The following is an 11695-nucleotide window of genomic DNA, read 5'->3' as shown; positions in this document are numbered from 1 at the left end:
GGCAAGGTCTTCTACGTCTGGTTCGACGCCCCCATCGAATATATCGCCGCCACCGCCGAATGGGCCGACAAGACCGGCGGCGATTGGGAACGCTGGTGGCGCACCGACAAGGGCGCGGGCGACGTGACCTATACCCAGTTCATGGGCAAGGATAACGTGCCCTTCCACACCCTGTCCTTCCCGGCCACCATCATCGGCTCGGGCGAGCCATGGAAGCTGGTGGATTACATCAAATCCTTCAATTACCTGACCTATGACGGCGGGCAGTTTTCCACCAGTCAGGGGCGCGGCGTGTTCATGGATCACGCGCTGGACATCCTGCCCGCCGATTACTGGCGCTGGTGGCTGCTGTCCCATGCCCCCGAATCGGGCGACAGCGAATTCACCTGGGACAATTTCCAGCAATCGGTGAACAAGGATCTGGCCGATGTGCTGGGCAATTTCATCAGCCGCATCACCAAATTCTGCCGCAGCAAGTTTGGCGAAACCGTGCCCCAGGGCGGCGACTATGGCCCCGAGGAAACGGCCCTGATCGAGGCGCTGACCACCCGCATCCGCGCCTACGAAGGCTTCATGCAGGCGATGGAGGTGCGCAAGGCCGCGTCCGAGCTGCGCGCCGTCTGGGTCTTGGGCAACGAATATCTGCAAAGCGCCGCGCCATGGTCCACCTTCAAGACCGACCCGGACCGGGCCGCGATGCAGGTGCGGCTGGCGCTGAACCTGATCCGCATCTATGCGGTTCTGTCGGCGCCCTTTATCCCCTTTGCCGCCGATGCGATGCTGGATGCGATGCAGACCGACAACCGCGACTGGCCCGGCGACGTGGCGCAGGCGCTGACCGCGCTGCCGCCCGGCCACGCCTTTACCACGCCCGAGGTGCTGTTCGCCAAGATCGCCGATGAACAGCGCGAGGAATGGGCCGAACGGTTCAAGGGCTTGCGCACATAACCATCAGGGCAGCCCGCCGCGCCCTTTCACGCCTTTGAGGGACAGCCCGGCCATGCGAAAACCTGACCTGACCATCGCCCCGCGCCGCCGCACAGCCCGCGCGGCGCGGATCGTCGCCGCACCGACACAGCGCCCCAGCCCGCGCCCCCAAAGGCGGGCGGCATGACCGTCACCCCCGAACTGATCGCATTCTGGCTGATCGCCGCCGTCGCCGCCTGGGTGCAGACGCAGGCCGGGTTTGCGCTGGGGCTGATCCTGATGGGCGCGGTCGGGGCGATGGGGCTGATGCCGGTGCCGCAGGCGGCGGCTGTTACCTCGGTTCTGGTGGTGATGCACGGCGTCGCCGTGCTGCTGCGCGGCTGGCGTGCGGCGGATCGGCGAGTGCTGGCCGCGCTGCTGATCGGCGCGCTGCCCGGCATTGCCGTGGGCTATCTGCTGCTGGGCTGGCTGGCCGGGTCCACGGTGGCCGGGCTGCAACTGTTGCTGGGCGTGGTCATCGCGGGATCGGCGCTGCAACTGGCGTGGCGTCCGGGCACCATCGACCAGCCGACCCGCCGGCCAGTGATGACAGTCACCGGCTTTGGCGGCGGCATTCTGGGCGGGCTGTTTTCCACATCCGGCCCGCCGGTGATCTGGCAGCTCTATCGTCAGCCAATGGCGCTGCACACGGTGCGCACCACCCTGCTGGCGTTCTTTTTCGTGACGCAAGTGTTCCGCCTAAGCGTCGTGGTCGTCAGCGGCGGGCTGACCCTGCCCCTGCTGGTGACAGCCGCCGGGGCCGCGCCAACGGTGCTGCTGGGCACATGGATCGCGCGCCGCTTTCCACCGCCCGTTTCGCCTGCAACAATCCGCAAGGTGGCTTTGGTGCTGCTGTTTGCATCGGGCGTGTCGATGATCGTCACCGGCCTGTCGCGCCTGCTGTAACCTGTCGCATTTTCGCAACACCCCCAGCCGACAACCGGCCCCGCGCTTGTCGCCCCCGGCACGCGACCCTATTCCCGACTAAACTACCCAGGAACGCGGCGTCTTGGCTGACGATCCCAGGCAACAACCCAACCCTCTGCCGGAGCCGCTCCATGCCGCACGCACGCCCTGCCCTTCGCCGCGCCCTTTTGTCCCTGACCGCGCTGACCTGCCCCGCCCTTGCGCTTGCGCAGGATTCGCAGCCGACGGTCTTGCAGGAAATCGTCGTCACCGCCGCCGGGTTCGAACAGAACGTCGCCGAGGCCCCCGCCAGCATCACCGTCATTTCCGGCGAGGAACTGGCCCGGCGCAATGTCACCACCCTGACCGACGCGCTGCGCGAGGTGCAGGGCGTGGTCGTCACCGGCATCGCCAATGAACAAGACATCAACATCCGCGGGCTGGGCGGCGGCTATACGTTGATCCTTGTGGACGGCAAGCGGCAGGGCACCCGCGAATCGCGCACCAACGGCGCCGCCGGGATCGAGCAGAGCTTTATCCCCCCCGTTTCAGCCATCGAACGGATCGAGGTCGTGCGCGGCCCGATGTCGTCGCTGTATGGCTCTGACGCCATGGGCGGTGTGGTGAACATCATCACCAAACCCGTGGCCGATGTCTGGGGCGGGTCAGTCACCGTCGAAACCACCCTGCCGCAGCGCGACGAAGACGGGGCGTCGCGGCAGTTGTCGTTTTCGGCCAACGGTCCGCTGATCGCCGATCAGCTTGGCCTGCAAATCTGGGGCCGTTTCTATGACCGCAGCGAAGCGCGGATCGTGGACGGTCTGCGCGACCGCGAACAACTGGACCTGACCGGCCGCCTGACCTGGGCCATCAACCCCGAACACGAACTGCGTTTCGAGGCCGGCCGCACCCGGATCGAGGACACCGGCCGCGCCGGGCGCAGCATCGCTGACGTTGTGAACGGCGTGGCGCAAAATGACAGCATTCAGGTAAACACCCGCAAACATGCCTCGCTGACCTATGGCGGGCAATGGGGCAATGTGCGCAGCGATATTTCGCTGCTGCGCGAGGTGGGCCAGCGCAAGACCTATTCCGGCAACGGCGCTGTTGGCATGTCGGCATCCATGCGCCAGCCCGAGGTGACGAACACCGTTCTGGACGCCAAATTCACCGCGCCGCTGGAATGGCAGGGGCAGCATATGCTGGTGTTCGGCGGCCAGTATAACCACAACAGCATTGCCGACCAGAACCCCGGCCTGGGCGATGGTGTCACCTATGACTTCAGCACGGCGCAATGGGCACTGTTCGTCGAAGACGAATGGCAGTTGCGCGACGATTTCGCGCTGACGCTGGGCGTGCGCTATAACGACCACCGCGAATTCGGCGGCAAGGTGACGCCGCGGATCTATGGGGTCTGGAACGCCAGCCCGGAACTGACGCTGAAGGGCGGCATCACCACCGGCTATCGCGCGCCTTCGATCCGGTCGATCGTGCCGGGCTATTACTACACCACGCAGCGCGGCGCCGGGGTGATCGTGTCGAACCCCGATCTGAAGCCCGAGGAAAGCACCAACTACGAACTGGCCGCGCTGTATGAAGCTCCGGGCTGGAGCGTGGGCGCCACCCTGTTCCGCACCGATTTCAAGAACAAGATCGAAAGCTATAACACCGGCACGCCGATCACGGTGGGCGGCACCAGCTATAACCGCTGGGACTGGCTGAACGTCGGCGAGGCGGTGATTCAGGGTGCCGAACTGACCGCTGACTGGGATGCAACCGACACGCTGACGCTGCGCGCATCCTACAGCCTGACCGATTCCGAACAGAAAACCGGCAACTATGCCGGGCTGCCGCTGGAACGCACGCCGCGTCACATGGCCAGCATTTCGGCGGATTGGGTCACGCCGGTCGAAGGGCTGGAGGCATGGGGCACCATCACCTATCACGGGAAAGAGGTGAACGCGGGCGCGCGGATCGGCTCGAACGGCACGCCCTATGCCTATGATGCCGATGGCAATACCATCGCCTATCAATACGCCTCTTATACGACGGTGGATATCGGGGCCAGCTATCAGGTCACCGACCGGGCACGGCTGAACGGCGCGATCTACAACCTGTTCGACCGCGACATCAACTCGACCAGCAACAACACCGTTGGCGAAGGCCGCCGCCTGTGGCTGGGGCTGACCGCCGAGTTCTGACAACATGCCCCGCCCGGCTGGACTTTGGCCACCGGGCGGGCAAACTGCGGGTCAACCCAAGCGAACGGAGACCCGCATGACGCATTGCATCCTGATCGGCGCGCCGCTGGACGATGGCCAGCGCCGCGCCGGTTGCCTGATGGGACCGGCGGCCTATCGCGTGGCCGGACTGGCGCAGACGCTGACTGAACTGGGCCACTCGGTTCAGGATCGCGGCGACGTGGTGCCCGACACGCCCGGCACCGAGACCAGCCAGAACCCCGCCGTTCACCGCTTGCCGCAGGTCATCGCCTGGACCCGCGCCCTGTCCGCCGCCGCCGAATCGGCGATGCAGGCGGGCCTGCCGATTTTCATGGGCGGCGATCATGCGCTGTCTTTGGGCACCGTCGCCGGGGTCGCGGCCCATGCGCAGCGCGCCGGGCGGCCGCTGTTCGTGATCTGGCTGGATGCGCACAGCGATTTCCACACTGTTGACAGCACCTCGTCGGGCAATCTGCACGGCACGCCCATGGCCTATGCCAGCGGGCAGCCCGGCTTTGCCGGCTTTCCGCCCTTTCCCGCGCCGGTGCCGGGCGAAAACATCTGCATGTTCGGCATCCGCAGCGTCGATCCCGCCGAACATGCGGCGATGCAGGATACTGAAATCACCGTGAACGACATGCGCGTGCTGGACGAACAGGGCATCAGCCTGCCGCTGCGCGCCTTTCTGGACCGGGTGCGCGCGGCGGGCGGAATGCTGCATGTCTCGCTGGATGTCGATTTTCTGGACCCGTCCATCGCCCCCGCCGTGGGCACCACCGTGCCCGGCGGCGCCACCTTCCGCGAGGCGCATCTGGTGATGGAACTGCTGCATGAATCCGGGCTGGTGACGTCGCTGGATCTGGTCGAGCTGAACCCGTTTCTGGACGAACGCGGGCGCACCGCGAAACTGATGGTCGATCTGGTCGCCAGCCTGATGGGCCGCAAGGTGTTCGACCGCCCGACGCGCAGCTATTGACGCGCGCGCGCGCAGCGGGCAATCAGAGTTGCCGCAGCGCGGGCGTGGCGGAATGGTAGACGCATGGGACTTAAACTCCCTGGAGCGATGCTCGTGCGGGTTCAAGTCCCGCCGCCCGCACCAACCGGATCAGGGGGCAGGATGACCCATATGGACAGGATTGCCGGGCTGCCGGTGTTGTTCGTCATGGCGGCGGATGCCGAATACGGGCCGTCGCTGCGCGCCCGCATCACTCCGCTGATGACCGGAATCGGCCCGGTCGAGGGCGGGGTGGCGCTGGCCTCGGCACTGGCGGCGATGGACCAGCGGCCACGGCTGATCGTCTCGCTGGGGTCGGCGGGGTCGGCGCGGCTGGAACAGGGGCGGGTCTATCAGGTCAGCGCCGTGGCCTATCGCGATATGGACGCCAGCCCGCTGGGGTTTGAACGCGGGCGCACGCCGTTTCTGGATCTGCCGGCGCGTGTCGAATTGCCACACCGCATCCCCGGCCTGCCCGCCGCCACGCTGTCCACCGGCGGCGCGATCATCAGCGGCCCGGCCTATGACCAGATCGCCGAAGATATGGTGGATATGGAAACTTTCGCCCATCTGCGCGCCGCCATGCGCTGGAATATTCCGCTGATCGGGCTGCGCGGCATTTCCGATGGCGTGGCCGAACTGGGCGGCCTGCACGACTGGACGCAGTATCTGCACCTGATCGACGAACGCCTGCGCAGCGCCATCGACGCGCTGGAAGATGCGCTGGAAGCAGGCGCCATCACGCTGTAAGCGCGCTTGCTCTTGCGCGACCCGCCGCCTAAACCTGCCCGGACCAGACAAGAGGGCACCATGGCGCGCGGCACAACCATCACCGAAAACCGTCCGACCAGCCGCCGCGTGGGGGCCTTGCGCGCATTGCTGCCCTTTCTGCGGCCCTATGGCGGGCAGGTGGTGCTGGCGCTGCTGGCGCTGTCGCTGACCGCCGCGATCAGCCTGATCCTGCCGCTGGCCGTGCGCCGGGTGGTCGATGAATTCGACAGCGGCATGGCCCTGCTGAACCAGTATTTCGGCGCGGCGGTGATGATCGTGGCCATGCTGGCCGTGGGCACCGGGCTGCGCTATTTCCTGGTGACGCGGCTGGGTGAACGGATCGTGGCCGACATCCGCAAGGCCGTATTCGCCCGCGTCATCTCCCTGTCACCCGCGTTTTTCGAACGCATCATGACCGGGGAAATCCTGTCGCGGATCACTACCGACACCACGCTGATCCAGTCGGTGATCGGATCGTCCGTATCCATCGCGCTGCGCAATGCGCTGATCCTGATCGGCGGGCTGGCGATGCTGGCCTTTACCTCGCTCAAGCTGATGGGGCTGGTGCTGTTGATCGTGCCGGTGGTCATCGTGCCCATCGTCGTCATGGGGCGGCGGCTGCGGGTGCTGTCGCGCCGCAATCAGGACTGGATCGCAGCCTCCAGCGGTGCGGCATCCGAAAGCCTGCTGGCCGCCGGAACCGTGCAAGCCTACACGCACGAGGCGCGCAGCACCGCCGATTTCGACCGCGTGACCGAGGAATCCTATGACATCGCCATCACCCGCACCCGCACCCGCGCGGTGATGACCGTGGTGGTGATCTTTCTGATCTTTGCCGGCGTTCTGGGCGTGCTGTGGATCGGCGCGCATGACGTGAACGCCGGTCGCATGACCGTGGGCGAACTGGTGCAATTCGTCATTTACGCCATCCTTGTCGCCGGTTCGACGGGCGCGCTGACCGAAATCTGGGGCGAGTTGCAGCGCGCCGCCGGCGCGACCGAGCGTCTGGCCGAACTGCTGACCGCCGAGGACAGCCTGTCCGACCCGGCCCAGCCCGCTGCCCTGCCCCGCCCCGCGCGCGGCGCGATCACGCTGGATGCGGTCAGCTTTCACTATCCGACCCGGCCCGATGTGTCGGCGCTGGACGATGTGACCCTGACCATCGCCCCCGGCGAAACGGTGGCGCTGGTCGGCCCCTCGGGCGCGGGCAAGACCACGGTGATCCAGCTTGTGCAACGCTTCTGGGACCCGGCGTCCGGTCGCGTGACGCTGGACGGGATCGACCTGCGCGACATGGCGCGGGCCGATTTCCGCAGCCAGATGGCGCTGGTGCCACAAGACCCGGTGATCTTTGCCGCATCGGCGCGCGACAACATCCGCTTTGGCCGCCCCGACGCCAGCGATGCCGAGGTTCACGCGGCTGCGGTCGCCGCCCATGCCGATGGCTTTATCGGCGCGCTGCCGCAGGGCTATGACACGCCGCTGGGGGAACGTGGCGTGATGCTGTCGGGCGGGCAACGCCAACGCATCGCCATCGCCCGCGCAATCCTGCGCGACGCCCCCATCCTGCTGCTGGACGAAGCGACCAGCGCGCTGGACGCCGAATCCGAGGTCGCCGTGCAAGAGGCCGTGAACCGCCTGTCCCACGGGCGCACCACCATCATCGTGGCGCACCGGCTGGCGACGGTGAAACGGGCCGACCGGATCGTGGTTTTCGAACAGGGCCGCATCGTCGCGCAGGGCACGCATGACGAACTGGTGGTGCAGGGCGGGCTGTATGCCCGGCTGGCGCGCCTGCAATTCACCGACGGCGCCAGCGAAGCCGCGCTTTGACAGCGCCATCCCGGCGCGATCCGGGCACTATCCTGACGCAGCGTTATTTCGGCGCAGCATAGACCGCCGCCCAGAACACCGTCTTGCCGTCTGATCCGACCGCACGGCCAATGCCCATTTCCTGCATCTGCGGGATGTTGATATTGGCCAGATGCCCGCTGGAGCTGTTCCATTCCGCCAGAACCCGGTTCAGGCTGAACGGACCGGCGGCGATGTTTTCAGCGGTGATCCGCGGCTGATACCCCAGCGCCTTGACCCGCTGCGAGGGGCCGGACGTGCCCCTGCCGACATGGGCCATGCGCCCGCGTTCCGCCATATCGCAGGCGTGCTGTTGCGCCGCGCGGGCCAGCACCGTGTTCCCGCGCACCGGCGGCAGCCCCGCACGGGCGCGCGCGCTGTTGGTGGCGGCGACGCCCGCCGCCAGATCGGCGGCAGATGTGCGATGACAAACCGCCTGCCCCGGCGCGGTGGCCTGAATATCATGCGGATCGTTCGGATCGGGCGGCGCCATCCAGCCGCGATCGGCGGAATCGCCGGGCGCGCAGGCCGCCACGGCCAACAGCATCAGAACGGACAAGGCAGAAAAGCGCATCTTCACCCCAGGCAGACAGAACTTTCGCAGAACATGTCAGCAAGCCATCCAAAACACAACCAATCGTTGCGCAGCATTTTAATGACTGGCGAAATTGCAGTTAATATGGAACGCTTTGCCTGCAAAGGCGTTTCCTTACGCCGATCACCCATCGAAAGGATATGCAGATGGCAGTTTGGGATTTCGTCAAGGACGCGGGCAAATCGCTGTTCGGTTCCAGGGCCGAGGCCAGCGAGGCGCAGCCTCAGCCGCAGGCAGCCCCCGAAAAAACCGCCGAACAGGCCGAAACCGACCGCAAGGTTGCCGCCCTGAACGCCGAGGTCAAGGCGCTTGGCCTGACCGGCAAAGATGTGCATCTGCGCCTGCGCGGCGACACCGTTATCGTCGAATCAAAGGGCGCCGACCGCGAGACGATGGAAAAACTGATCCTTGCCGTGGGCAATATTCAGGGCATCGCCAAGGTCGAGGCCGACCTGCCCGACGCGCCCGACGCCTCGGGCAAGGAACCCGTGTTCCACACCGTTCAGGCGGGTGAAACCCTGTCGGCCATTGCCAAGAAACATCTGGGCAACGCCAACAAATACAACGACATCTTCGAGGCGAACCGCCCGATGCTGTCGCACCCCGACAAGATCTATCCGGGCCAGAAGCTGCGGATTCCGGGCGCCTGATCCGGTTCTGACGCTGCGTTTCGGGAACGGGGCGGGGGTGTTACCCTTGCCCCGTTACACATTTCTGGCCCATGTTTACAAAAATGACGCAAGCCGGAGGGGGCCTGCGCGGGGAGGATATGACCAATGGGCCGTTTCAACGATATTGCCGACCGTGATCGCGTCGAAGGCGAGATGCCTTATGAAAACAGGGACTTGCCCAAGACGATCTACAGCTTTTTGCAGCGCGTCGCAGGGCGGTTTCCCGACCGTCCGGCGATCAGCTTTCAGCTTTTGTCCGGCGCGCGCGACCACGCCACCACGCTGACCTGGCAGGATCTGCTGGAACGGGTGACGGAAACCGCGAACCTGTTCCGCAGCCTTGGCGTGGGGCCGCGCGACACCATCGCCTATCTGCTGCCCAACAGCATCGAAACGCCGGCCATTCTGCTGGCGGGGGCAACGGCGGGCATCGTCAACCCGATCAACCCGCTGCTGGATGCCGAACAGATCGCCGCCATCCTGCGCGAAACGCGGGCCAAGGTGCTGGTCACGCTGAAACCCTTTCCGAAAACCGATGTGGCGCAAAAGGCGGCGCAGGCCGTCGCCGCCGCGCCCGGCGTCACCCATATCATCGAGGTGGACCTGAACCGCCACCTGCGCGGCGTCAAACGCTGGGTCGTGCCGCTGATCCGGCCCAAGGTCACGGCGAAACACCACGCCAAAGTGCTGGATTTCGAGGCCGCCGCCAGCGGTCAGCGCCACGACAAACTGACCTTCGACGACCCGCAGACCGACCGCGTGGCCGCCTATTTCCACACCGGCGGCACCACCGGGATGCCCAAGGTCGCGCAGCACAAATACTCGGGGATGATCTATAACGGCTGGCTGGGCGGCACGTTGCTGTTCGATGAAACCGATGTGCTGATCTGCCCGCTGCCGCTGTTCCACGTCTTTGCGGCCTATCCGATCCTGATGTCCTGCATCGCCTCGGGGGCGCATATGGTGATGCCGACGCCCGCCGGATACCGGGGCGATGGCGTGTTCGACAACTTCTGGAAGCTGATCGAACGCTGGCAGGTCACGTTCCTGATTACCGTGCCCACCGCCATCGCCGCGCTGATGCAGCGCCCGGTGGATGCCGATGTCTCGTCGCTGCGCACCGCCATTTCCGGCTCGGCCCCGCTGCCGGTCGAGCTGTATAACCGCTTCAAACAGGCGACCGGGGTTGAAATCGCAGAAGGCTATGGCCTGACCGAGGCAACCTGCCTTGTATCCTGCAACCCCATGGACGGGCTTAAGAAAGTCGGCTCGGTCGGCATCCCCCTGCCCTATTCGCATGTCAAGATCCTGCGCCGCAGCAACGGCGGCTATCGGGAATGCGCCGTCGATGAGATCGGCGAAATCTGCGTCGCCAGCCCCGGCGTATTCGAAGGATCGACCTATACCGAGGATGACAAGAACAGCGACCTGTTCGCCGAGGATCGCTTTCTGCGCACCGGCGATCTGGGGCGGCTGGACCCGGATGGCTATCTGTGGATCACCGGCCGGGCCAAGGATCTGATTATCCGCGGCGGCCACAACATCGACCCGGCCGAGATCGAAGACGGCCTGCTGTCGCACCCCGACGTTGCCTTTGCCGGGGCCATCGGCCAGCCCGACGCCTTTGCCGGCGAACTGCCCTGCGTCTATGTGGAACTGGTGCAGGGGGCGGCGGCCACTCAGGACGATCTGATGGCCCATGCCCGCGCCAATATCCACGAACGCGCGGCCCTGCCCAAGCATCTGGAAATCCTGCCGGAATTGCCCAAAACCGCTGTCGGCAAAATCTTCAAGCCGGAACTGCGGAAACATGCCATCACCCGCGTTCTGAACTCGGTTCTTGACGGCACGGGCATTCAGGTGGCCGAGGTGATCGAGGATAAGAAACGCGGTCTCGTCGCGCGGCTGGCCCCGGAACAGGGCGCAACCCCCGATCACGAAACGGCCAAGGCCCGGCTGGGCGAATTTGCCCTGCCTTGGGAATGGGCCTGACAGTCTTGGCCGGCCCGGCTGCGCCGGGCCAGCCCTGCCCCGGATCAGCCGTTCAGCACCTTGCGACCACGCTCGATCAGTTCTTGCAGATCGTCCATCGACAGGGCGCCAAAGGCCGCCTCATCCCCGGCGATAAAGGTCGGCGTGCCCATCAGCCCCATATGTTCGGCCAGCATAAAGCTGTTGCTGATGTGTTCCGAAACCGCATCCGATTCCATATCGCGGCGCAATCTGGCCTCATCCAGCCCGACCTCGCGGGCGACGCGCAGCACCGACGCCTGTTCCGCACGACCGCGCATCTGCATCAGGCCCGCATGAAACGCCCAGTATTTCCCCTGCTGCAACGACGCGAGCGAGGCGCGGGACGCGAACTCGGACCCTTCACCGAAGACCGGCCATTCCCGGAACACGACGCGCAGTTGCGGATCGGCAGAAACGAGCCGCTGCATCGTCCCCATCATGCGGCGGCAATAGCTGCAATTATAATCAAAAAATTCGGTCAGGGTGACATTGCCGTTCGGATTGCCCAGCACCGGCGCATTCGGATCACGCTCTAACGATCGGCGCAGCGATTCCGGCATCGGGTTGTCGCGGGCAACGGCCCGCAGCGGCAGAACCGAGGTCATGGTCAACGCGGCGGCGCTGAGGATCGTATGGCGACGGCTTGGCATCCGAGGCTCCTTTCCTGAAAAAGCTACGCCCCTCATACCCGCAAGGGCAGAGGGGC

General features: G+C 65.6%; 10 protein-coding genes and 1 tRNA gene. 9 read left to right on the top strand and 2 right to left on the bottom strand.

Translation table 11 applies throughout. The features are described 5' to 3' along the window. The 7 genes from Q4G14_RS10575 to Q4G14_RS10545 all read left to right on the top strand — a co-directional run. On the top strand, positions 1 to 948 hold a 948-nt coding region (locus Q4G14_RS10575), incomplete at its 5' end, for a methionine--tRNA ligase (protein WP_303361708.1). A gap of 162 nt (positions 949 to 1110) precedes the next feature. Continuing rightward, the gene (locus tag Q4G14_RS10570) at positions 1111 to 1872 is read left to right on the top strand and encodes a sulfite exporter TauE/SafE family protein (protein ID WP_303361707.1); all 762 of its coding nucleotides are present in this window, start codon (positions 1111 to 1113) and stop codon (positions 1870 to 1872) included. A gap of 152 nt (positions 1873 to 2024) precedes the next feature. Further along, positions 2025 to 4073, top strand: coding sequence for a TonB-dependent receptor (locus Q4G14_RS10565; RefSeq protein ID WP_303361706.1), 2049 nt, complete (start codon positions 2025 to 2027; stop codon positions 4071 to 4073). 76 nt (positions 4074 to 4149) lie between these two features. Next, the gene (gene rocF / locus Q4G14_RS10560) at positions 4150 to 5070 is read left to right on the top strand and encodes an arginase (RefSeq protein ID WP_303361705.1); all 921 of its coding nucleotides are present in this window, start codon (positions 4150 to 4152) and stop codon (positions 5068 to 5070) included. Positions 5071 to 5108: 38 nt separating this feature from the next. Then, positions 5109 to 5193, top strand: a tRNA-Leu gene (locus tag Q4G14_RS10555). 18 nt (positions 5194 to 5211) lie between these two features. Next, entirely contained in the window at positions 5212 to 5838 is a 627-nt protein-coding gene (locus Q4G14_RS10550) for a 5'-methylthioadenosine/S-adenosylhomocysteine nucleosidase (protein ID WP_303361704.1), read from the top strand. Positions 5839 to 5898: 60 nt separating this feature from the next. Then, positions 5899 to 7692: an ABC transporter transmembrane domain-containing protein gene (locus tag Q4G14_RS10545; RefSeq protein ID WP_303361703.1), complete on the top strand. Its 1794-nt coding sequence runs from the start codon at positions 5899 to 5901 to the stop codon at positions 7690 to 7692. Between the two features lie 43 nt (positions 7693 to 7735). Here the strand turns inward: Q4G14_RS10545 and Q4G14_RS10540 are convergent, their stop codons facing one another. Next, a complete protein-coding gene (locus Q4G14_RS10540) occupies positions 7736 to 8284 on the bottom strand; it encodes a CAP domain-containing protein (protein WP_303361702.1) in 549 nt (182 codons plus the stop codon). Between the two features lie 167 nt (positions 8285 to 8451). Here Q4G14_RS10540 and lysM point away from each other — a divergent pair, with 167 nt between their 5' ends. After that, a complete protein-coding gene (lysM, locus tag Q4G14_RS10535; RefSeq protein WP_303361701.1) occupies positions 8452 to 8955 on the top strand; it encodes a peptidoglycan-binding protein LysM in 504 nt (167 codons plus the stop codon). Between the two features lie 126 nt (positions 8956 to 9081). Next, entirely contained in the window at positions 9082 to 10968 is a 1887-nt protein-coding gene (locus tag Q4G14_RS10530) for an acyl-CoA synthetase (protein ID WP_303361700.1), read from the top strand. Between the two features lie 44 nt (positions 10969 to 11012). On the opposite strand, the gene Q4G14_RS10525 is transcribed toward Q4G14_RS10530, so the two are convergent. Further along, positions 11013 to 11639, bottom strand: a complete 627-nt coding sequence (locus tag Q4G14_RS10525) for a DsbA family protein (protein ID WP_303361699.1) — start codon at positions 11637 to 11639, stop codon at positions 11013 to 11015. Positions 11640 to 11695: the final 56 nt, after the last annotated feature.

This window comes from Paracoccus sp. (in: a-proteobacteria) (assembly GCF_030538755.1).
Classification (GTDB): Bacteria; Pseudomonadota; Alphaproteobacteria; order Rhodobacterales; family Rhodobacteraceae; genus Paracoccus.
Note: the sequence above shows the minus strand (reverse complement) of the source record. Positions and strands in the feature narration are given on the sequence as shown.

Bases quoted from the DNA above. Each gene is read 5' to 3' on its own strand.
- Q4G14_RS10570 (WP_303361707.1), top strand. From the start codon at position 1,111: ATGACCGTCACCCCCGAACTGATCGCATTCTGGCTGATCGCCGCCGTC.
- Q4G14_RS10565 (WP_303361706.1), top strand. From the start codon at position 2,025: ATGCCGCACGCACGCCCTGCCCTTCGCCGCGCCCTTTTGTCCCTGACC.
- rocF (WP_303361705.1), top strand. From the start codon at position 4,150: ATGACGCATTGCATCCTGATCGGCGCGCCGCTGGACGATGGCCAGCGC.
- Q4G14_RS10550 (WP_303361704.1), top strand. From the start codon at position 5,212: ATGACCCATATGGACAGGATTGCCGGGCTGCCGGTGTTGTTCGTCATG.
- Q4G14_RS10545 (WP_303361703.1), top strand. From the start codon at position 5,899: ATGGCGCGCGGCACAACCATCACCGAAAACCGTCCGACCAGCCGCCGC.
- Q4G14_RS10540 (WP_303361702.1), bottom strand. From the start codon at position 8,284: ATGCGCTTTTCTGCCTTGTCCGTTCTGATGCTGTTGGCCGTGGCGGCC.
- lysM (WP_303361701.1), top strand. From the start codon at position 8,452: ATGGCAGTTTGGGATTTCGTCAAGGACGCGGGCAAATCGCTGTTCGGT.
- Q4G14_RS10530 (WP_303361700.1), top strand. From the start codon at position 9,082: ATGGGCCGTTTCAACGATATTGCCGACCGTGATCGCGTCGAAGGCGAG.
- Q4G14_RS10525 (WP_303361699.1), bottom strand. From the start codon at position 11,639: ATGCCAAGCCGTCGCCATACGATCCTCAGCGCCGCCGCGTTGACCATG.